This window comes from Paenibacillus rhizosphaerae, assembly GCF_014192015.1.
Classification (GTDB): Bacteria; Bacillota; Bacilli; order Paenibacillales; family Paenibacillaceae; genus Paenibacillus_AQ; species Paenibacillus_AQ rhizosphaerae.
Genome location: NZ_JACHXJ010000001.1, coordinates 971,341 through 991,732 on the forward strand (window position 1 = coordinate 971,341; position 20,392 = coordinate 991,732).

The window sequence follows — 20,392 nt, forward strand, 5'->3', positions numbered from 1 at the left end:
GTTCCTCCATCGTATGTGAAATGGCATCCTGCCGAGAAAAGAATGTCTGTCTACCAGTGTATCGCGATCCATTTCCATGATGCAAGCTTACCGCGACTTCCAACCGCTTTCGGAAAACTTTTTTGTATGCCTGCCGGAGTTTAGGTTTTTTTAAGTTTCGGCTGATATCGTGTTTGTCATATGAAGGAAGGGAGAATGGACATGAACAAAGCGGTAAAAAATGTGCTGATCATTTGCGGATGTGTCATCGTGATCGGCGCAGGGGGAACTTATTTTTATCAAAAAAACGCCAGCGCGACCAAAACGGAAACGGCGACCATTACATATGCCGTCGAGAGGGGCGACCTGTCCAAAACGGTAACATCCTCAGGCAATGTGGAGGCACCCGAATCGGTGAATTTAAGCTTCAGCGGAAACTCCAAAGTGACCAAGGTCGGCGTGAGCGTCGGGGAAGCGGTGAAAAAGGGGCAGCTGCTTGCGACGATGGATGCAACGGCACTGCAAAACGAGCTGCTGTCGGCCCAGGCCAAGTATGACAGCGCAGTCGCGAAGCTGGACAGCATCCAGGCTGGAACGGACTCCGCCACGTTGAGCGAACAACAAGCCCAGGTGTCCAAGGCGAAGTCCGACCTGGAGAACGCCAAGACGGCGCTTGCGAATGCCAAAAAGGCGGCCGATACAACGTACCTGCAGGCGCAGGTGGACAAGGCCAAGGCTGCGGTCATCAGCACGCAGGCCAAGCTGGACGAGGCGAAGAAGGGGACGGACCAGTCCCAGATTTTATTCGCCCAGGTCGCGGCGGATAATGCCCAGAATGCCTATAAACAAGCGGTATCGCAGCAGAACAATCTGGATCAGCTGAAAGAAGCGGTCAGCAGTGCCGAATCCCAGGTAGACAGCGCGTCCCATGCTTACGACCAGGCCACTTCACAGCTGGCCAAGCTGCAGGAGGGGCCGGCCGAAAGCGACGTGGCCAGTGCCAAGGCCGATGTGGCGATGGCACTCGCTGCCTTGAACGATGCCAAGGCCGACGCTGCCGGCGCCAAAATGTATGCACCGTACGACGGAATCATTTCCGCCGTGAACGCCAAAGTCGGGGAGACGGTTGCCGGCGACGCTGCTTCGGCCATCTCCATGTACTCTACCGGTGGAAGCTTCCGGATTTCGGCCTCCATCGACGATACCGATATCACTGATGTGAAGGTCGGCCAGGACGTATATATTACATTTGACGCGCTCACGGGCGTAACGCTGAAAGGCAAAGTCGTGTCCAAGGCGGTGCTCGGGGAAGCGCAGACCAGCGGTGTCGTGACGTTTCCGGTCGGCATTGAAATCACGGCGGGCCAAGATAACGCAGACAAGCTGATTCCAGGTATCAGCGCAACGATTGCCATTATTACCGACGGTAAAAAGAATGTCTTGAAAGTGCCTGATGCGGCGATCAAATCGTTTGGCGGGCGGAAAATCGTCATGGTTGACAAAGGCGGCAAAGAAGAGCAGGTGGAAATTACGACCGGGCTTGATGACGGGGCCAATTCCGAAGTGCTGACCGGATTGTCCGAGGGCGATAAGGTGACCATTACGATGACGACGACAAAGACGAGCACCGGAACGAGCCAGGGAACCATGGGCGGCTTTGGCGGCATGGGCGGCTTCGGAGGCATGAACGGAGGCGGCGAGATGCGGCAGTTCAACCGTGGCAGCGGAGCCGGGGGAACACGAGGCAACGGCGGAGGCGGTGCACGCAGCGGCGGAATGGGAGGTGGCGGACAGTGATCACTTTTGATCAAGTGAAGAAGGTCTATGCATTGGGTGAAAATGAGGTGCAGGCGCTGAAGGGGGTCACCCTTCAAATCGATGAGCGGGAGTTTGTCTCGATTATGGGACCGTCAGGCTCAGGAAAATCGACTATGATGAACGTGATCGGGTGCCTGGATAAACCGACTTCCGGCAAGTACGTGCTGGACGGCATCGACATTGGCTCAGCATCGGCCAAGCAGCTGTCGGAGGTGCGCAACCGGAAGATCGGCTTCGTTTTCCAAAACTTTAACCTGCTCAAACGAACCTCGGCGATCGAAAACGTCGAGCTTCCGATGCTGTATGCGGGTAAAAATAAAAAGGAGCGGCGTGAGAAGGCCGAGTACTGCCTGGAGCTGGTCGGCCTGGAAACGCGGATGCATCACAGGCCGAATGAGCTCTCCGGGGGACAGCAGCAGCGCGTGGCCATCGCCCGCGCCTTGAGTAACGACCCGGCCATTATATTGGCGGACGAGCCGACAGGCAACCTGGATACGGCGTCATCCGAGGAAATCATGGGCATATTCCGCAGATTGAACGAACAGGGGCATACGATCGTCATCGTCACCCACGAACCGGACATCGCCGCCCATACGAAACGGGTCATTTGGTTCCGCGATGGCCTCATCGAGACGGACCGGCTGAATACGGAGCGTGAGCGGGTATGAATGTGGGGGAACTGCTGCGTATTTCAATCCGAAGCCTACGGTCCAATATGCTGCGGTCCTTCCTGACGATGCTGGGAATCATCATCGGGGTGGCGACCGTGATTGCCATGATTTCCATCGGGCAGGGGACCAGCAAGCAGGTGACGAGCCAAATCCAGAGCCTGGGTTCCAATCTGATTACGGTTACTGCAGGCTCGGGGTCGTCAACCGGCGCAGCGGCAGGAGGCAGCCAAGGCGGAAGCACGGGGAGACTGAATATTTCGGACGTTGACCCGATATCCAAAATCGATACCGTAAAGTATGTTGCGCCGGTCACGCAGGTGAGTGCGCAGCTCCTGAACGGCTCGAACACAGCTTCCACCACGACTATTGGCTCGACGCCGAGCTATGCCGACATCAAGTCATGGGAGACGGACATCGGACGTTTCTTTACGGAGGATGAAGTCAATGACCGGGCGAAGGTCGTGGTCCTTGGTGCGACGACGGCGGAAACGCTATTTGGTGAAGCGGGCTTCGATGCGGTCGGCAGCATGATCAAAATCAACAATATCCCATTTCGGGTCATCGGTGTGCTCAAAGCCAAGGGATCTTCGGGAACGGTTGACCAGGACGACACGGTTATTGCGCCGATCACAACGGTTCAGTCCCGGTTTCAGACCGGGAGCTCCCGGAGCAGCGTCCGGCAAATTTTGGTCGAAGCCAAATCCACCGACGTGATCAACAGCACCATGGCGCTGATCCAGTATACGATGCGTCAAAGCCATAAACTCGGCGGGGCCGACGATGATTTCAGGGTTCAAAGCCAGGAGGATGTCATTCCTCCGCCGAAAGTGTCACCCAAACGCTGACCCTGTTTCTTGGCGGCGTGGCGGCGATATCTTTGCTGGTCGGCGGGATCGGCATCATGAACATTATGCTGGTGTCCGTTACGGAACGGACGCGGGAGATCGGTATCCGGAAGGCGATCGGGGCCAAGGAAGGGACGATTCTCTCGCAGTTTCTCTTTGAGTCGGTTACCTTGGCTATCCTGGGTGGCGTAATCGGCGTCATCCTTGGCTTCGGCGGCTCCAAGTTCGTCGGCAGGCTGATGGACGTGACCACTGCGGTGTCCATGAACTCCGTTCTGCTTGCGGTCGGGTTTTCAGCCTGCATCGGCATCGTATTCGGCGTATTCCCGGCCAGACAGGCCGCCAAGCTGGATCCGATCGAGGCGCTGCGGTACGAATAGGATTCCGTTTGCGATGGGCGTGTTTATCTATAACGGATATTGGCCGTTTGAAACATCGTGTAGCAAGAGAAAAAAAGGGCATTACACCGAATCATGTTCGGCGGAATGCCCTCTTTCCTTTTCTGCAGCCATTCACGGATCAATGATACCGAGAATGGCTTTATTTGAGTGTGCCTGGAATATCGGGTTCAACGGCTACCGGGTTTATCCCAGCTGTTTTTCCGCCGCATCCACCGTGTGCTTCAGCAGCATGGCGATGGTTACCGGGCCGACACCCGCAGGCACGGGAGTAATGGCGCTCGCTTTTTTCAGACACGCCTCATAATCGACGTCCCCGATATTTCCTTCATTGTAGCCCGCGTCCAGGATGACGGCTCCGTCCTGAACCCAATCCCCCTGAATGAATTTGGGTTTGCCTACTGCGGCAACGACGATCTCTGCCCGGGACACGATATCACCCAGGCCTTTCGTTCTGGAATGGCAGATCGTGACCGTGGCATTGCGGTTGAGGAGCATCAGTGAGACGGGCTTGCCGAGAATCGGGCTTCGGCCGACGACAACGGCGTGCTTGCCTTCTACAGGAATCCGGTAGTAATCCAGGATGGCGATGATGGCCGCCGGGGTGCAGGAAGGATAGGCCGCAAAGCCGAAAGCGTTCTGGGCGAATCCCAGCGTGGTGACGCCGTCGACGTCTTTTTCAATAGCGATCGCGTCGAAAGCAGCTCTTTCATCAATCTGATGGGGTACCGGATGCTGCAGCAGAATCCCATGAACGTTCGGGTCGGCGTTAAGCTTTTGGATTTCACGGATGAGCTCCTCGGTGGTCGTTCCCGCATCCAGCGTGATTTTGAGCGATTCCATCCCCAGCCGTCTGCAGGCATTGCCTTTCATGCGCACGTAAGTGGCCGAGGCCGGGTCGTCGCCTACCAAAATCGTCGCCAGGCAGGGGGTAATTCCTTGCTCGGACAGCCGTTTCACCCTGTTGGCCAGTTCGTCCTTAATATCCTGCGCCACGCGCGCCCCGTCCAAAATCAGCGTTTGTTCTGTCATGTCTGCATCTCCTTTAAATGATAATAAGGTTCAGAAAAACATAAAGAGGCAAGGGGAAATTCCCCTTACCTCTGCCCAGGCGTACGGCTGTTTATATCCATGTGCTCCCTCATGGTTCATCCCATGTTTCCGCCAGTTGCACACAGTCCATCTATGTAGAATGATACCTTATTGCGCTTACGGGCACAATGGGGAGTTTTAAAGAATGATGCGGATGCTTCTTATGTGCTGCCGTTTCTTTTAAACACGATGTAATCCATCTTAGCCTCGACGAGAACCATTAACTGCTGCGCCATATAGGACGCCGTGTATTTAAAATTAACCTCTGCCCAGTGCATAATTACGCCTACCGTGGCCGACATCCGGTAGCTCAGCATAATTTCGTAGTCGACCGGCGGATCGGTGGGTTCCATCTCGATATGCATATCCTTGCGCATCGACTCCCTGAGTCTGTCGTACATGTCCATCGCCAGCTTGCCGCGTTCGACCCGCGATAAGGCCAGGAACACATCTTTATGCTGTTCGATATGCTCAAACAAACGCAGCCCCGAGGGGTAAGTCATGGAGGCTTCAATTTGCTCCAGGCCCACATAAGGCTCGACGAGCAATTCAGCGATGCCTTGCAGAAACTCGTCGTGGATTTCCTTGAGCAGGTCTTCCTTGCTGACAAAATGTTTGTAAAAGGTACCCCGGTTGTAGTCTGCACGGGCCGCGATGTCCATAATAGTAACCGAATCGAAGCCTTTATCGAGAATTAAGGAAACGAGTGCGGATTTGAGCGCCTGCCGGGTTCTTCTGGCTCTGCGGTCAAGAACTTGTTCGTCTGTCAAATGCAATCTGCCTCCAGCTTGTCGTTTCTTCATATTATAGCGCAAGTGGGATCGCTGCCAAAATGCAGAAAGTCGTCAACAAAATGAAGGCCAGTGTTCAAGATCATCATCGTTCGGGGACAGATCTGGGCAATCTGTTGGATAGGTGACATTGTTTTAAACTTTGATTATTGTGTAAACAATTAGTTGGGGTGTAACCTGTAGATGTAGCAATTATGAGGGATTGAAGCCCGTACAGCATTTATAAACTATGTTGCAAAGGAAGCGATTTCAGTCATGAGTCAAACAGAAGTTAAAACTGCAGTCATTACCGGCGCTGCCGGCGGAATCGGAAAAGAGCTGGCACGGCGTTTGGCCGAGCGCAAGCTGAATCTCGTTCTGGTCGATTTGAAAGAAGATGCGGTCAAGAACGTCGTAGAGGAGCTTGGCCTGGACGATACCAATTCGCTGGCGATCGCTGCCGACGTATCCAAAGAGCAGGATGTGCAGAATTATGTGAACCGTGCTATTGAAAAATTCGGCACCATCGATTACTTTGCGAACAATGCGGGGATCGAGGGCCCTACCGGTCTGATCGAAGAGCAATCCGTAGAAGCGTTTGATATGGTGTATAATGTCAACGTCCGCGGAGTGTTCCTGGGACTGCACTACGTCATTCCTGTCATGAAAAAGCAGCAATCCGGCGCAATCTTGAACACGTCTTCGCTTGCAGGCCTTATGGGTGCGCCCGGCGTGGCTCCGTACATTATGTCCAAGCATGCCGTGATCGGCTTGACACGCGTTGCCGCCAACGAGTTGGCATCGCTGGGTATCCGGGTTAACGCGGTTCTGCCGGGAACGATCAATACCAGGATGATGCGGCAGATCGAGGCAAACTCCGGCAATGCGGAAGAATACAAAGCCGCCAATGAAGCGGCCACACCGATGGGCCGTTACGGCGAGCCGCAAGAAGTAGCGGCGGTCATGAACTTCCTCCTCTCCGATGAAGCCTCATTCGTTACAGGTTCCCTGTACACGGTGGACGGCGGTATGGTCGGTCAGTAATCACGACAACCGTATTCAGCAAAAAAAGAGGAACGAATGTTCTGAAACTTATTGACAACCGTGAGAATTAACGTTAAAGTGGGCTTAACATAGTTAATGGAAGCGGGAGAAGCACCCTGCAGGAAAGGCGTCACGCCTTACTTGCGGGGTGTTTTTTTTGTCCATTCATTATGAATTATGATGATTTTTGGGGGAGAGATGAGGATGTTGTGTGTAAAAGTGTTGTGGAAAAACAGCTTGTTGACGGTTTTATGCTGTACGGTCGCATTGTTCATGCTGGGTCCGGTTAAAGCGGATGCCGCATCGGACAGCGCTTGGGATGCCGCACTGCAGAGTATAGGTGTCCTTCATGACAGTTACAAGGCGCTGGAAGAGGCCAACAAGCTGAAGAAGCAGCAGATTCAGGCGCTCCGGAAGCAGAATGATGACCGGCTAAAGTCTGTCAATGCAAAGGTGCAGGGGATCGACAAGGCCAAGATCGACAAGCTGAAATCCGAAGCCGATCAGGCTCAGAAGAAATATCAGCCGCTGCTCAATGAGTATACAGACCTTGGGAAGAAGGCGGCGGATGCGAGAAAACGCAAGGACCAGAAGTCCGCCCTTCAGTATGATTTGAAGCGGAACCAGATCAAGGCTTCGGCCAGCGCAGCACGTGCGGAAATCAAGAGCCGAAAGGATGCGCTCGCTGCCGCCAAGAAGGAAGCCTCGGCCAAAGCCAAGGCGGTGAAGGATACTTTGGTACAGGTTCAGACGTTAAAGAAGCAGGTGACTGCCGAGAATAAGAAGATTACGGTTGCGAACAGCACCCGGGGTGCATCGGACAAGCGGTATAAAGCGGCAGTCAAGATCGGGAACGCGATCACGGCCACGGCTGAGCTGACTGTAATGTACAAGGAGCTTGGTAAAATCAGCACCTCTCTCAATCAAATTTACCAATGGGAGAAACAGATCGATTCCGTCATCCGGACAGCGGAAACGAAACTCCCCAAGTCTTGAAGGACAATCATGATGATGTCCTTGAGAAGTATGTTTTGTTCAGGATAACTACTCCTTTTTCTCTGGTTCGGGTACTGCGGCCGGCTGCCATAGGATCACATGCCGGGTTTTGCTCCATTTTTCATAGAACAGCTGCGGCTCCTTCTTAAACACACAGATGACGAAATGAATAAAGAAGGCGGTATTCATGGCGAACACGATGAGTCCTAGTATCAAGCGGAGGACCGGCGGAACGGTGTCCAGGGAGCCTGCCAACAGCCGGTTGGCTCCAAAAAACAGCCAGTAGAGTATTCCATACCGAACCACAAGTGATTTAATGGAGACCCGCTCTCCTCCATCGGCCAGGCGGATGCGGACGAGCCATTTGCCGGGAGTCAGACCTCCTGTCATCCGAGGTACCATCATGAAATAGAGTCCGGTTGCAACCCAGAAGGAAGCCGGTACATGCAGCACATGCAGAATGCCGAGCAGGATCGCCCAGGCAACTCCGTCCGCCATAAAGGCGATTCCCCGCCGTGTATAAGTCACCCGTTTGGCGGCCAGATCGATATTGGCATCCAAGTGCTCAATGCGGGGGAGAAGGCCGGATAACCATTCGGCTGCCAAGAAGCCAAGCAAACCGCCAAGCGTGTTGGTAATCAGGTCATCTACGTCGAATACCCGGTACGGGTGATCGTACAGCCCGAATATTCCGCTGAGCTGGGTCGTCTCAAACCACAGCGACAGCAAAAATGACAGCAGAATGGAAAGTTTCCATCCCGTCCGGAAATAATAACGAAGGATCATACCGAATGGAACGGTAAGAAATACGTTGAACACCACTTGAAGGAAGGCGCGTTCCGTAAGCAGCCGCAGGTACGTCGAAGGCTGCGAGGACACGACGGACGTCTCCTTAAGGATGTCGTGAATAAAATTCAGCGGTACCAGTTGAAGTGCCCCTCCGGCCATGGCCGGATTGTGCCGGGAAGACGGCAGCGGAAGGATGACCAGAAACAGCGCGTTGAGCAGGTACAGAAGGAACAGATACAGCACAAACGCCCTTATTTTATTGATATAACCGTGCCTGCGGTACTGGACGACCAAGAAGGGAAGGGTGAACAACAGCGCCGCAAAGGGAAAAGACAGAAATGCATATGAGATTGGAAATACATACGAATGAAACACGACTGAACTGCACCGCCTTAATTTCTTTGTGTTTTCTTTCGGCCTTGCCATCGGCTGAATGTACATCATAGCACAAGTATGATCGGTTTCCGGTTAAATTTTGTTTAAAAATCATAAAGAATCGTGAAGCAAATGCAGAAAATTCGGCTAAATTTCTATCAGGTTACGTAAGCAAAATGCTATACTTGAACTTATGGTTTCTGTTCTAATACAACAAGATTCAGCAGGAGGACATTTGATGGCACAACCAGATGAGGTTTCATTGCAGAAAAAATTAAAACCAAGGCATATCAGCTTGATGGCCATGGGCGGGGTCATCGGCACCGGCATCTTCAAGGGCAGTGCCGAAACGATCGGTCTGGCCGGACCGGGCGTCATTATCTCCTACGTCTTTGCCGGACTGCTGCTGCTCGTCGTCATGGGAGCCATGGCGGAAATGGCTACGGTCTACCCGGGTAAAAATATGAAAGACTTCGTACGTGAGGCCTTTGGCGAGAGAGTATCCTTCATTATGGGGTGGATGTACTGCTTCTTGTGGCTGTCCGTGTGCGTCATTGAAATTATAGCGGCCGGCAGCTTTTTGCAGTATTGGCTCCCAGGGGTGCCGTTATGGGTACTCAGTCTTGCCAGCGCGGCGTTTATTATTCTGATTAATCTTATGAGCGTGGGCACTTTCGGCGAGTTCGAATTTTGGCTGGCGGGGATCAAAATTGCCATGATCATCGTATTTATCGTTCTAGGGACATGCCTGATTTTCGGGATCATTCCGAGCGGCAACACGCCGTACCTGCATAACTACACGGCGGCCGGAGGATTTCTGCCCAACGGCTGGACGTCCATATTTTCCGCTTTGCTTGTAGTTATGTTTTCCTACGGGGGTTCGGAACTGATCGGTTTGACATTGACGGAAACGGAAAACAGTGAAAAGGTATTGCCCAGGGTGGTACGCAATTTTATTTTGCGGATCATATTATTTTTCACGCTGCCGATCCTCGTGATATGCGGGTTGATTCCCTGGAATCAGCTCGGCCCCGAGTCGAGTCCGTTTGTCCAGGTACTGACTTCCACCGGTTTGTCCGGAGCGGCGGATTTAATGAATTTTATCTTAGTTACGGCTGTACTGTCCGCAGCCAATTCAGGAATTTACGGGGCTTCACGCATGCTCCACTCCATGGCTGCTTCCGGTGAAGCATCGCCGGCGCTCGCCCGTACGAACCGGAGAGGTATCCCGGTAAATACGCTGCTGCTCTGCGCCGTGATCCTGATATTGGGATCTCTGCTGGGCATGTTTGCGCAGGATCAGTTGTTCCGCGTGTTAATGGCCGTTCCGGGATTTTGCGTGCTGCTGGTCTGGATTTGCATCTCCCTGGCACAAATCAAGCTCCGGAAGATGTATCCGGTGGAGCCATCCTTTAAGGTCTGGGGATATCCGTATGTTACATCAGCCGTCGTGGCTTGTCTGGCGGTGATCGCGGCCATGTTTTTATTCGATGAACAGAACCGGCTTAGTATCGGTGTATGCATCGCCGTGCTCATCGTGCTGATCATCTGGTCTATATTCCGGTTTTCCAGCACTGAAGAAAGAAACAAGTAACCGGATGAAATCGGATGAAGCGCTTTGTTTCAGCCTCGTAAGACCCATTTATTTAATATTTTTATCAAGACTATCAAATTTGTTGAAACCTGAGGCCGCCTCCGTCCGTCTAAGATGGTAATGGAGGTGCAGCATGAAGAATACGATTAAAATCAGTTCGATTCTGCTGGCGCTGGCTATAGCAGTTGCGGTAACCGCATGCAGTGACAAACAGGAAACGGCGCCGGTTACACCAGACCAGGCGGATGAGCAGAACAGTACGTCAACAAAGCCTGGGACCGCTGAGCAGGTGCCGTCCGTGAAGGAAGGAACCGGTACGTATACCGGCCAGGCGGACCCACATACGGTGGAAATTGTAGTTGATGGCAAGCCAACCGCTTTTCAGCTGGGAGACGGGATGGACCAAGCGGTAGCCGATTTGCAGGAGCAGGACCAAGTCCAATTCAAATACGAGGAAAAGGCTATTGAAGGCGAGGATACGTTAAAGCAGCTCGTCCTGACCGAAATTAAAAAAACGGATGGCAAGCAAGGAGAAGGCCAAAGCGGCGAAGGAGACACATCCGGCAAGGATTCATCTTCCAATGCTTCGCCAGGCGGCCAATCTGATTCAGGAGACTCTAAATCATCCGCAAACAGCGGCAGTGTAAGCAAGCGCCCTGCAGAGGGCAAGCTGGAGGTCACCTTGGAAGGCAATGACGAAGTGAGGCCCGCCAAGCTTGTTCAGGCAGAAGGGTACTCGCTGTATATTCCCGAACAGTTTTCTTTTGATGCGGGTAAGCATCTGCTGTATATGAACGTTGACCACGAGTATTCGGTCCGTATTGAGAAGCTGCCTGCAGACTTCAATGTGGACCAGCTGGAATTGCAAGGAAAGGAAGAGCTTAAGCCGCATGGCGAAATCAAGAAGCTTGGGGCGGCAGACCTAACCGGTCCGATGAAGGATGCGCTTATTTTTTTGACGGCATTCGATTCTTCGGGAACCCATGAATATATCGTGAAGGAGCTTGACGGCAGCGGATTTGTTTTTCATGTCACACAGCCGCAGAGGGAAGCTTCCGAAGGTTTTGGACCACTAGCGTTTGCGGCTTTGAATTCGATCGAGAACGAATAGCTTTAAGCTGAAATTACCGTTGTTTGCACGAAATTTGCAGGGATAAGAAGAAAAAAACCGCCAACTGGCGGTTTTTTTCGGTTACGGTTTATTGTTGCGGGCAGAACGCCGGGAACCTGCCGGCCCAGGCCACGCAGTGTGAATAACAAGCTCTGCGATGAGAAGCAGCAAAGGAATCGTGATAAACACGCTGATCCGGTAGCTGACCGGATAAGGACTTCCGGCAAGCGTGCGGATCGTCCACGTGAGGACGTGGACAACCAGGTTTGTAAAGCTGAATGCATAGCTACGTACCATCCACTTCCGGTGGCTGGCCATTTGCTTTTTCCGGATCTGAATTACGGCGATCACCGTGAATGCCGGCCACAGCATCGTTAACAGGTTAAAGGCAATGCTGACCGATCTTCCTCCCGTGGCGACCGGTGCCATATAACCTGAGGTGAGGCCAACCAGCATGACGCAAATGACATATAAATATCCGTTGAACCGGTGGAATTTGACGTGTCTGGTCCGGATCCGTGCTGCGAAGTTGACGGCTCCGCAAATCATGGCCAGGCAGGCCAATCCGGCATGGACCCTCATGACGATCAGCCAAAGCTTAGGGTTCAGGGGATGGTTCAGGTCGGTTTTGAAGCCGAGGAATGCCGAAGCCTGGGGATCCTGAATGATCTGCACATAAGCGACGTATAGAATAAAGGTGGTGACGACCAGCAGCATCAGGGCATAATAGCGCTTGCTTTTTGACATGGCAAAATACTCCGCTCCGTTTGGCGATAATGTTCGAATCACGGGCGTACCGTGGTGGTCGAAGTGCGTTTCGGAGATTTATGCTATAGGAAAACGCATCTGGTTGCAACGCATGTTTAGTGTCGTTTTTGTGACGGAATGGATTTTATTAGAAAAATAATATTTGACAGATTAGTACAGAATTGAGTAAGCTAAGAATCAATCCAAACAAACTACGAAAGGGATGCCTATACATGAGTAAAAGCGGTAGACCCCGTGAGTTCAAGGACACAACCGTCATCGATGCCGCTATGGAGGTGTTTTGGTCACAGGGGTACGAGGCCTGTTCTACAGACGATTTATGCAAGGAAACCGGACTCGGCCGGGGAAGCCTGTACAATGCGTTTGGAAGCAAGCATGAGCTGTACGAACAGGCGCTGATCCGATACCATCAGGTGGGGATCGAGGCCCAATTGGACATCCTGCACAATGACGCTCCGGTAAAGGAGCGGCTGCGGGAGCTGTTGGAATGGGAAATCTGGAAAAACTCGGCCGCCAAGGATCGGGGATGCTTGATTATTAACGCCTCGGCAGAGCGGGGGAAGTCTGACCCGGCAGTGGAAAAGATCTTCAAACAGCATTTGGCGCTGCTGGAGCAGGCGATCGAGGACGCGATACGGGAGGGCCAATCCGCCGGCGAAATTTCCCGGGAACGGGAGACCTCGGAGCTCGCAGCTATGTTCCTCAGCTGCTATTACGGCCTGCGGGTCATTTATCCGGGGACCATGAACCGTGCGCTAGCCCGGCGGATAATAGACGGCACGCTGGCGGCCATGCTGTAGCAAAATCCCTGGGTGATCCAATGTTGAAACTTTTGACTGAATCAAACTGAACCCTTGTTTGCTTCTGGTCTGGTGAGCGAACTGCGGGTTTGCGATGGATTTTTGTCCGCGTGATGGACGCGGCTGTGTTTTTTGAATAATTTTGTACTGTTTGTTACAAAATCGATCCATAAAATATGCCCTAATGTGATAACCGAGGAGATTCAGTAGAAATTCGGTTGAAGATACAGAGGAGAACCACTAGAGATACCTGGATGAGATGACAAAATGAAAAGTCTAATGAGATATCCGCGTCTAATTTTGTACTGAATGTTACAAAATCATAAATAAAGGAGCTGTTTGCATTGCCGCTTGCGATTTATGTATTGGGACTGATGATTTTCTCCATGACGACTTCCGAATTTATGGTGGCGGGAATCATGCCGTCGCTATCAGAGGAGTTTGGCGTATCTGTCGCCGCCATCGGATATCTGATATCCGCTTATGCTGCGGGGATGATTATCGGCGGGCCGCTGTTGACGGTCGGATTGTTAAAGGTGCCGCGAAAAAAAGCCTTTTTGGCATTGTCCGCCGTGTTTCTGATCGGTCAGACGCTGGGAGCACTGGCGCCGAACTATGAACTTATGATGGCTGCCCGGATTATTACCGGAGTTGCTTCATCGGCCTGCTTTGGCGTGTCCATCGCGATTGCGCTCACCTTGGTCCGCCCGGAAGCAAGCGGCCGTGCCGCCTCGATTGTCCTTGGCGGATTGATGGTTGCGACCGCTGTCGGACTGCCCGCCGCCATGCTGTTCGACCAGTATTTCGGCTGGCGGGCGAGCTTCTGGGCCGTCGTCGTCCTCGTGCTGGTTTCGGGAACGATGGGGCTCCTGCTGATTCCGAAATCGCCTAAAGAGGAGTCTGCATCGATCAGCCTCCGCACTGAACTCGCGGCTTTCAACAATCGGCATTTATGGGCAGCCTTCGCGACCAGCATGCTGATCATCGGGGCGACGTTTGCGGCATTCAGTTACTTCTCGCCGATATTAACCGATGTAGCGGGCTTCGGCGGATCCATGGTACCGCTCCTGCTGGGGGTGTATGGAGTAGCTACCGTCATCGGCAACACCATCACCGGCAGGCTGGCGGACCGGTACATGATGCCGATTCTGACCATCGGCTTGGCCGTGCTTACTGGCGCGCTGCTCATGTTCGGCATATTTGCCGCACACCAGGTGGTTGCCGTTATCGCCGTCATCGTCATCGGCCTGGTCGGAGTCTCCATGAATCCTGCCATGGTGACCCGTGTGGCCAGGACATCGAACAGCGGCTCGCTCGTAAGTACGTTCCACGTCTCGGTCGTCAATTTCGGCATTGTCGTCGGTTCTACCATTGGCGGGCTGACGATCGATCATGGCTACGGCCTGGCATCACCGTTGTGGGTTGGCGCAGTTCTGGCCGTGCTTGGCCTGCTGTCGCTGGTTCCTTATTTGAAAAAGACCCCGGCTCCGGCTGATTCCGCAGCTGTTCCGGGAAAAAACTGTGCGTAATCAGGAGCGACTGTTCCAGTTACGCTGCCTGTACCTGATGGTTCCTGCTTCCATCGCTCCTTGCCGCTTCCACCATTTCTATTTACACTATGAACGGCTACAATAAGGAGAGAGCGAGCACCCGTGATCGTATCTAATTCATATCCAAAGGAGAACCCGTAACTCATGGCAACGATTCGAGAGCTTCTGACCGAAGCGGATCTGCAGGAGGCCGAGCGCAGGAAGCTTCCCATACGCGTGTTTAAAGATGACCATATGATCGATTCGGATACGCGGATCATCCGGTTTACCGATTCCACGGTGATTACCCAGTCCGGTGTGAGCGATGTTACGTACCATTCGCGCAAGGAATGCCAATTTTATGAGATCCGCAAATAAATCCGATTACCCTGCCCGATAAACGTCTAAGCAGAGCCGCCGGTGCTCTGCTTAGGCGTTTGTTTTTTTTGGCATCAACCACCCATAGACCGAAATATATATAGCCATACCGGAATTGATATTATCTTTCGTTTTCCAGCCGATATAAGATAAAAGTACCGATCCGGGTTTACAGGCAGGTTGCAGGACCTGTGGAAATTTATGAATATGGGGAGAGATCAACAGATGGAACAAGCACTTTTGAATATTGGAGTCATCCTTGGCAGCACAAGGGAAGGGAGGGTCAGCCCGCAGGTGGGAACGTGGCTCAAGGAGCTGGCCGACCAGCGAGGGGATGCGGAGTACCACCTGATCGATTTGGCGGATTATCCGCTGCCGTTCCTCGGGCATCCCGGCGGAGAAGATGCCATCCAAAACTGGGCCGCGATCATCGGCCGCATGGACGGATTCGTGTTTGTCACCGCGGAGTATAATCACAGCATTTCCGGTGTGCTGAAAAATGCGATCGACCTGCTGCGGGATGAGTGGGGAAATAAAGCGGCAGGCATTGTGAGCTACGGATCCACAGGAGGTGCCCGGGCCGCTGAGCATCTGCGGGGCATTCTCGGGGAGCTGAACGTAGCGGACGTCCGCATTCATCCTACCCTTTCCCTTTTTACCGATTTCGAAGGCTTTAGAACTTTTAAGCCGGCGGAGCTGCATCATAAAAATGTTAACGGCATGCTGGATCAAGTGATTGCCTGGTCCACGGCTTTAAAGACGATTCGGGCATAACCCGTTTGATAAGGTGAAAAACGCACGGAGGAAGCGCTTGAACGCTGCCTGAGTGCGTTTTTTGCTGCTTTCCCGATAGTAAAAGGATTTCGCGGCGATGGGGGCATACTTTGGTGCAGGGAACACGTCGGATGACTTGTTCGCGGATGGTTTACAGCTGATTCTGGGGAATCGCGAACAGCCAAGATAGCCTCACGGCGACTGCTTGACTAAATCGATAAAATCGCCTAATGCCCGGGAGATCCACTTCTTCGGGTGAGTCATCAGCTGCAGGCTAAGCCGCAGATCGGGATGGCTGAACGGAAGGGGCGCGAGCAGCCCTCTGCGGATTTCATCGTCTGCCGCCATGCGGGGCAAGAGGGAGATTCCTGATCCCGCCATGACGCAGCGTTTGATCGCTTCAGGGTTTCCCAGCTCCAACCCGAGAACGCATGGGATGCCATTCTGCTTCAGAAGCTTCTCCAGCATGACCCGGTAATTACAGGTTTCTTCCGGCAGAATCCACTCGGCATCATACAGATCCTGAAGACGGATCATCTCACGATCTGCCAAGGGATGCCCCGGCCCAGCGATGAGAACGAGCGGTTCCTCCCGGACCGTCTGCCAGTGAAGCGCCGGATCCTCCGGTTCGTTATCGAGAATCAGGCCGATGTCCAAATCGCCCTCTTTGACCCTCTGGACGAGAAGGTCCTCCCGGTCCGTCCATAATCGAATGGACAATCCTTCGTACTGCTTGCGCAGCTGCTGAACTATTGGGGGGAGAAAGTAAGCGGCGAGGGAATCCATTGTTCCGACGGAAATCGTGCCGCCTCCCTCGGTCCGAAGCTTCTCCTTCGATTCATCGAACAAATCAAGCATTTGTACCGTAAGCTTAAGCAGCTCTTCCCCGGAGGAGGTCAGCCGAACCCCCTTGCCGTAACGCTCGAACAGCTGCGTATCGTATGCTTTCTCCAGCTTCTGTATTTGCGCCGTTACACTCGACTGCGCATATCCCAGCTCTTCGGCCGCCCGGGTAAAGCTTTTGCGGTGTGCGACCTCGCGAAAGGTATGAAAGTACGTTAGGTCCATGCTGATTCATCTCCATGGTATCATTATTATCGATGATGCTCATCAACTATTATAGATAACACTGATAATAATTCCTATGCTAAATTAGAGGCACAACTTATAGAGGAGGTTATCGAAATGATCGGAAGAGATGAACTGCATGGCGTTTTGGTTCCTGTGGTTACGCCATTTTTGCCTAACGGAGAGCTTGATTTGGCATCGTACATCCACTACGTGGGGAGGCTGGCCGAGCATGATATTCACGGCTTGATCCTAAACGGGACCACTGGAGAAGCCCCGACGGTACGCTGGGATGAAGTCGTTCAGCTCACCCGGGCCACGCAGCAGATTCTGAAAGACAAGCAGCGGAGCATCCCGGTGATCATCGGAACGGGAACCAACGATACGTTGACAACCGTGCAGCGGACGGAGCAGGCTGCCGCCTTGGGGGCGGATGCCGTCCTTGTTGTGGTTCCCTATTACAGTAAGCCGTCGCAGGAAGGAATCATGGAGCATTTTCGCCGGGTGACCGAAGTCGGGGTACCGGTTATTGCTTATGAGATCCCCGCCCGCACCGGGGTCCGCTTAACGATGCATGCGGCCAAAACCATCATGGAGATGGAAGGTGTAATCGGTATAAAAGACAGCTCCGACGGTCTGGAGCTGGTTACCGAACTGACGCGTCAAGATGCAGGGGCGGTGTTGTGCGGTGACGACCTGTACTACCATGCCAAGCTTAGCCAAGGGGCGAGCGGAGGGATTCTGGCTTCGGCCAACTGGTACACGGATATCTTCATTGAGGTCCATGATCTGGTGCGGAAGGGGATGGTTTTTGAAGGCAAACGATCTTTTGATCGTGTCGTCCCGCTCATCCGCAAACTGTTCCAGGAACCGAATCCTGCTCCGATAAAATGGGTGCTGGCCAATCAGGGCGTGATTGCTTCAGATCACCTTCGACTGCCGATGACACCTATATCACAGCCGCTCCAGAATGAATTGGCCCGGCTGCTGACGGGCATCGAAGCAGCACATAACTAATACAGCGGACATGAGCAAGAAGGCGGCCTCCATCTTTCTAAGGAAGGGCGATGGCCGCTTTCATGCCTGTCTGTCTCAGGCGTCCGATTCCAGATCCAAGCGCCAGTCATTGCAGCGCATAAAGCTGCCTTTCGGGTATTCAAAATCACATTCGCCCATGAAAGTGAAGCCCAGTTTCCGGCAGATCGCATTGGAACCCGGGTTATCCACGGACGGGAAAGCGTGCATATAACGGTGCTTCTTCTGCTGCTTCGCCTGCTCGATCACGGCTGCTGTCGCGGCCGATGCAATTCCCCGCTGCTGAAAGGAAGGAAGGACGCCCCAGCCGACCTCATAAATGGCAGATCCCTGCCACACACTTTCCCAATATCCCGCGCTGCCTATTGGCACTGTATGCTCCGCCAGCCATATGCTATACATGCAGCCGTTCCCAAGGGACTGAACCCCTGCATATCGCATAAGGCGCTTCTCGACCTGCTCGTCACTTTCCGGACCGCCCGGGTGTTCCAGCATCTCTGGAACATTCAAACGATAGAGCAGCTCCAAATGCAAATGGTCTTCCGACCAGGGCCTGATCTGTACTTGCGAACCCTCCGTATAATTTCCCATGGATTATTGTCCTCCTCAAAAATAGCCGCTGAAGAGATTACAGCCTTTTGAATGTACAGCCAGCGGCGCGGAACTTTGCCATGGGACATCGCTTTTACTTATCAGACGGGCGGATACGGTAGTTTCCCGCATATTGCCGCCTTTTGCGACAGCCCTTCGGAAGACACATATTCCGTTCTTAGAGAATGGCTGCGCCATATGGCAGAACAGTTTTCCTTTCCTTATGCAATCTTATACGGAGCGAAAAAAATGACGGATGCGATGAGCTACGCCGCAGGGGACAACGGAAAAACCGCGTGTCCTTATGAAAAAGCGTTTGCCTTCAACAAGGAGACCCCCGCCTTATACGGCGGACAAGCCCGCTATACCGGCAGCAAGCTGAGAATGGTTTACACTGCCAATATACTGAACGGCGAGCATCTCAACATCGGGATTGCGGGTACGAATCTGGAAAACTGGATACAGAGCAGCCATGCTCATGGTATACTTTACCGGGTGGGCGAAGAACGGTGGATGTGGGAAGTCGACCCCGCGAAACTTGAACAGGTGAATCAAATCTGTGGAGAGGCGGGTGCCTTTCCTTAATCGCCCGGCAGCCCCGGCAGTCGAAGAAACCGCGGCGCAAGCTGCCTTAATCGCATCGAACACACTTATTTACATTTCATCAGGACCCGGAGGATGGTATGTCACGACCTTTATTCCCGCGCTTAAAAGGTAACAGCAGGGGCTGTCTCGCCTTTGAGCCTTTTTTTCTCATTCCGTACAGCATGATGAGCACCTACGCAACGCTGTATATGTACGAGCTTGGCATCGCCGAGACCAGCATCGGCTGGATTACCACGATCGGTCTGGTCGTTCAGGTATTTTCATCGTTTATCAGCGGTTATTTGACCGACCGGATGGGCCGCAAATCGGCCATCCTCTATTTTGACCTGCTCAGCTGGAGCCTGGCCACCATCCTGTGGGCGGTTTCGGACAATGTGTGGTTCTTCCTCACGGCGGCGCTCGTCAACGGGTTTCAGCGCGTGCCTCATACCGCATTTTACTGCTTGATCGTCGAGGATACGAAGCCCGCCGACCGGACTTACGTTTTTACGCTGCTGCAGATCATCAGCGTGATCGGGGGCCTGTTTGCTCCACTCGGCGGGCTGCTGGTGGATCATTTCGGCCTGGTGTCCGGCACGCGCATCATGTACGTGCTTGCGTGCCTGATGATGACGTTTCAGTTCGTGGGGCGGCATCTATCAACGCGGGAAACCGAAATCGGCCAGAGAAAGATGCGGGAGACCCGTGATCTTGGGCTGAAGGATAGCCTGATCGATTACGGCGGGGCGATCCGCGACATTGTAACGAGCAAGTCGCTTATGCTGATCTTCAGCGTATACATTCTGTTCAACTTCCAGGCTACGATGAAAACGACGTATCTGTCGCTGTACATGGCGGATTACCTGCATGTGGGCAGCGGGCTGATTTCCCTGTTCCCGGCGGTGTCCTCCGTCATTATGCTGCTGACGTTGTGGCTGCTGATGCCGAAAATTCCGGAGCACGCGGCGAACCGCTCGATGATGGCCGGTTTTATCCTGTCGGTCGCTTCAAACGTCATGCTGGTGCTGTGGCCGACGTCCAACCTGGTCTGGATCGGGCTCAGCACGATTTTGGCCGCCGTAGGGCTGATGATCAGCTCGCCGTATTTGGAGGCCGCCGTGCAGAACGCGATCGACGACGATAAACGGGCGAAAGTGTTCTCCATGCTGTCCGTGCTGATCCTGCTGCTCACTTCTCCGGCGGGAATTATCGGCGGTTGGGCGTACAAGCTCGATCCGCGGATTCCCGTCTGGCTTGTGGCGGCTGCGTTCGCCGGTGCCGTTCTTCTGATGATGCTGCATCAGCGGCGGGAGAAGAGCCAAGAGACCCAGGCTGCTCTCCGGCAATAAGGCTAACATATTAAAGATCCCCTGCCGTATGTT

General features: G+C 53.3%; 21 protein-coding genes and 1 riboswitch. Of the genes, 15 read left to right on the plus strand and 6 right to left on the minus strand.

Annotation, left to right across the window (positions count from 1 at the left end):
* Positions 1-201 precede the first annotated feature (201 nt).
* Genes FHS19_RS04205 through FHS19_RS34550 form a run of 4 tightly spaced genes read left to right on the plus strand, consistent with a single transcriptional unit; the run spans position 202 to position 3,693 of the window.
* The gene (locus FHS19_RS04205; protein ID WP_183579019.1) at positions 202-1,776 is read left to right on the plus strand and encodes an efflux RND transporter periplasmic adaptor subunit; all 1,575 of its coding nucleotides are present in this window, start codon (positions 202-204) and stop codon (positions 1,774-1,776) included.
* The gene (locus tag FHS19_RS04210; protein WP_183579022.1) at positions 1,773-2,465 is read left to right on the plus strand and encodes an ABC transporter ATP-binding protein; all 693 of its coding nucleotides are present in this window, start codon (positions 1,773-1,775) and stop codon (positions 2,463-2,465) included. The genes FHS19_RS04205 and FHS19_RS04210 overlap by 4 nt, the downstream gene beginning before the upstream one ends.
* Positions 2,462-3,313: an ABC transporter permease gene (locus tag FHS19_RS04215; protein ID WP_204797508.1), complete on the plus strand. Its 852-nt coding sequence runs from the start codon at positions 2,462-2,464 to the stop codon at positions 3,311-3,313. The genes FHS19_RS04210 and FHS19_RS04215 overlap by 4 nt, the downstream gene beginning before the upstream one ends.
* A gap of 17 nt (positions 3,314-3,330) precedes the next feature.
* Positions 3,331-3,693, plus strand: coding sequence for an ABC transporter permease (locus FHS19_RS34550; RefSeq protein ID WP_204797507.1), 363 nt, complete (start codon positions 3,331-3,333; stop codon positions 3,691-3,693).
* Between the two features lie 204 nt (positions 3,694-3,897).
* Here the strand turns inward: FHS19_RS34550 and FHS19_RS04220 are convergent, their stop codons facing one another.
* Together FHS19_RS04220 and FHS19_RS04225 are read right to left on the minus strand one after the other, a co-directional pair.
* Positions 3,898-4,743: a bifunctional 5,10-methylenetetrahydrofolate dehydrogenase/5,10-methenyltetrahydrofolate cyclohydrolase gene (locus FHS19_RS04220; RefSeq protein WP_183579026.1), complete on the minus strand. Its 846-nt coding sequence runs from the start codon at positions 4,741-4,743 to the stop codon at positions 3,898-3,900.
* Positions 4,744-4,809: 66 nt separating this feature from the next.
* A riboswitch (ZMP/ZTP riboswitch) is annotated at positions 4,810-4,893 on the minus strand.
* Positions 4,894-4,964: 71 nt separating this feature from the next.
* On the minus strand, positions 4,965-5,573 hold the full coding sequence (locus FHS19_RS04225) for a TetR/AcrR family transcriptional regulator (protein ID WP_183579029.1): 609 nt from the start codon (positions 5,571-5,573) through the stop codon (positions 4,965-4,967).
* A gap of 276 nt (positions 5,574-5,849) precedes the next feature.
* Here FHS19_RS04225 and FHS19_RS04230 point away from each other — a divergent pair, with 276 nt between their 5' ends.
* Entirely contained in the window at positions 5,850-6,617 is a 768-nt protein-coding gene (locus FHS19_RS04230; protein ID WP_183579032.1) for an SDR family NAD(P)-dependent oxidoreductase, read from the plus strand.
* A gap of 204 nt (positions 6,618-6,821) precedes the next feature.
* Positions 6,822-7,613 (plus strand): hypothetical protein, encoded by a 792-nt coding sequence (locus tag FHS19_RS04235; protein WP_183579035.1) that lies wholly within the window; start codon positions 6,822-6,824, stop codon positions 7,611-7,613.
* Between the two features lie 48 nt (positions 7,614-7,661).
* Here FHS19_RS04235 and FHS19_RS04240 read toward each other — a convergent pair whose 3' ends face one another.
* Entirely contained in the window at positions 7,662-8,777 is a 1,116-nt protein-coding gene (locus FHS19_RS04240; protein WP_183579038.1) for a VanZ family protein, read from the minus strand.
* 238 nt (positions 8,778-9,015) lie between these two features.
* Here FHS19_RS04240 and FHS19_RS04245 point away from each other — a divergent pair, with 238 nt between their 5' ends.
* Positions 9,016-10,371 carry an amino acid permease gene (locus FHS19_RS04245; RefSeq protein ID WP_183579041.1) on the plus strand — a complete coding sequence of 452 codons (1,356 nt, stop codon included), beginning with the start codon at positions 9,016-9,018 and terminating at the stop codon, positions 10,369-10,371.
* Between the two features lie 133 nt (positions 10,372-10,504).
* On the plus strand, positions 10,505-11,482 hold the full coding sequence (locus FHS19_RS04250) for a DUF8580 domain-containing lipoprotein (RefSeq protein WP_183579044.1): 978 nt from the start codon (positions 10,505-10,507) through the stop codon (positions 11,480-11,482).
* Positions 11,483-11,563: 81 nt separating this feature from the next.
* On the opposite strand, the gene FHS19_RS04255 is transcribed toward FHS19_RS04250, so the two are convergent.
* Complete coding sequence (locus tag FHS19_RS04255; protein ID WP_183579047.1) at positions 11,564-12,229, minus strand: DUF2306 domain-containing protein; 666 nt, start codon at positions 12,227-12,229, stop codon at positions 11,564-11,566.
* Between the two features lie 233 nt (positions 12,230-12,462).
* On the opposite strand from FHS19_RS04255, the gene FHS19_RS04260 reads away from it, so the two are divergent.
* The 4 genes from FHS19_RS04260 to FHS19_RS04275 all read left to right on the plus strand — a co-directional run bounded on the left by FHS19_RS04260 (position 12,463) and on the right by FHS19_RS04275 (position 15,731).
* Positions 12,463-13,050 (plus strand): TetR/AcrR family transcriptional regulator, encoded by a 588-nt coding sequence (locus FHS19_RS04260; RefSeq protein ID WP_183579050.1) that lies wholly within the window; start codon positions 12,463-12,465, stop codon positions 13,048-13,050.
* A gap of 344 nt (positions 13,051-13,394) precedes the next feature.
* Positions 13,395-14,579, plus strand: a complete 1,185-nt coding sequence (locus tag FHS19_RS04265; protein ID WP_183579053.1) for an MFS transporter — start codon at positions 13,395-13,397, stop codon at positions 14,577-14,579.
* 165 nt (positions 14,580-14,744) lie between these two features.
* Positions 14,745-14,957 carry a hypothetical protein gene (locus FHS19_RS04270; protein ID WP_183579056.1) on the plus strand — a complete coding sequence of 71 codons (213 nt, stop codon included), beginning with the start codon at positions 14,745-14,747 and terminating at the stop codon, positions 14,955-14,957.
* Between the two features lie 225 nt (positions 14,958-15,182).
* Positions 15,183-15,731, plus strand: a complete 549-nt coding sequence (locus tag FHS19_RS04275; protein WP_183579059.1) for an NADPH-dependent FMN reductase — start codon at positions 15,183-15,185, stop codon at positions 15,729-15,731.
* A 192-nt stretch (positions 15,732-15,923) separates the two neighbouring features.
* Here FHS19_RS04275 and FHS19_RS04280 read toward each other — a convergent pair whose 3' ends face one another.
* A complete protein-coding gene (locus FHS19_RS04280; protein ID WP_183579062.1) occupies positions 15,924-16,799 on the minus strand; it encodes a LysR family transcriptional regulator in 876 nt (291 codons plus the stop codon).
* 117 nt (positions 16,800-16,916) lie between these two features.
* On the opposite strand from FHS19_RS04280, the gene dapA reads away from it, so the two are divergent.
* A complete protein-coding gene (gene dapA, locus FHS19_RS04285) occupies positions 16,917-17,816 on the plus strand; it encodes a 4-hydroxy-tetrahydrodipicolinate synthase (protein ID WP_183579065.1) in 900 nt (299 codons plus the stop codon).
* Positions 17,817-17,891: 75 nt separating this feature from the next.
* On the opposite strand, the gene FHS19_RS04290 is transcribed toward dapA, so the two are convergent.
* Positions 17,892-18,425, minus strand: a complete 534-nt coding sequence (locus FHS19_RS04290) for a GNAT family N-acetyltransferase (protein WP_183579068.1) — start codon at positions 18,423-18,425, stop codon at positions 17,892-17,894.
* Between the two features lie 249 nt (positions 18,426-18,674).
* Here FHS19_RS04290 and FHS19_RS04295 point away from each other — a divergent pair, with 249 nt between their 5' ends.
* Together FHS19_RS04295 and FHS19_RS04300 are read left to right on the plus strand one after the other, a co-directional pair.
* Positions 18,675-19,010, plus strand: a complete 336-nt coding sequence (locus tag FHS19_RS04295; RefSeq protein ID WP_183579071.1) for a hypothetical protein — start codon at positions 18,675-18,677, stop codon at positions 19,008-19,010.
* A 98-nt stretch (positions 19,011-19,108) separates the two neighbouring features.
* Positions 19,109-20,359 (plus strand): MFS transporter, encoded by a 1,251-nt coding sequence (locus FHS19_RS04300; protein ID WP_183579074.1) that lies wholly within the window; start codon positions 19,109-19,111, stop codon positions 20,357-20,359.
* Positions 20,360-20,392: the final 33 nt, after the last annotated feature.

Coding starts and splice junctions, on each gene's coding strand:
- FHS19_RS04260 (WP_183579050.1), top strand. CDS start 12,463: ATGAGTAAAAGCGGTAGACCCCGTGAGTTCAAGGACACAACCGTCATC.
- FHS19_RS04215 (WP_204797508.1), top strand. CDS start 2,462: ATGAATGTGGGGGAACTGCTGCGTATTTCAATCCGAAGCCTACGGTCC.
- FHS19_RS04275 (WP_183579059.1), top strand. CDS start 15,183: ATGGAACAAGCACTTTTGAATATTGGAGTCATCCTTGGCAGCACAAGG.
- FHS19_RS04270 (WP_183579056.1), top strand. CDS start 14,745: ATGGCAACGATTCGAGAGCTTCTGACCGAAGCGGATCTGCAGGAGGCC.
- dapA (WP_183579065.1), top strand. CDS start 16,917: ATGATCGGAAGAGATGAACTGCATGGCGTTTTGGTTCCTGTGGTTACG.
- FHS19_RS04205 (WP_183579019.1), top strand. CDS start 202: ATGAACAAAGCGGTAAAAAATGTGCTGATCATTTGCGGATGTGTCATC.
- FHS19_RS04245 (WP_183579041.1), top strand. CDS start 9,016: ATGGCACAACCAGATGAGGTTTCATTGCAGAAAAAATTAAAACCAAGG.
- FHS19_RS04235 (WP_183579035.1), top strand. CDS start 6,822: ATGTTGTGTGTAAAAGTGTTGTGGAAAAACAGCTTGTTGACGGTTTTA.
- FHS19_RS04230 (WP_183579032.1), top strand. CDS start 5,850: ATGAGTCAAACAGAAGTTAAAACTGCAGTCATTACCGGCGCTGCCGGC.
- FHS19_RS04220 (WP_183579026.1), bottom strand. CDS start 4,743: ATGACAGAACAAACGCTGATTTTGGACGGGGCGCGCGTGGCGCAGGAT.
- FHS19_RS04280 (WP_183579062.1), bottom strand. CDS start 16,799: ATGGACCTAACGTACTTTCATACCTTTCGCGAGGTCGCACACCGCAAA.
- FHS19_RS04290 (WP_183579068.1), bottom strand. CDS start 18,425: ATGGGAAATTATACGGAGGGTTCGCAAGTACAGATCAGGCCCTGGTCG.
- FHS19_RS04300 (WP_183579074.1), top strand. CDS start 19,109: ATGTCACGACCTTTATTCCCGCGCTTAAAAGGTAACAGCAGGGGCTGT.
- FHS19_RS04255 (WP_183579047.1), bottom strand. CDS start 12,229: ATGTCAAAAAGCAAGCGCTATTATGCCCTGATGCTGCTGGTCGTCACC.
- FHS19_RS04295 (WP_183579071.1), top strand. CDS start 18,675: ATGACGGATGCGATGAGCTACGCCGCAGGGGACAACGGAAAAACCGCG.
- FHS19_RS04250 (WP_183579044.1), top strand. CDS start 10,505: ATGAAGAATACGATTAAAATCAGTTCGATTCTGCTGGCGCTGGCTATA.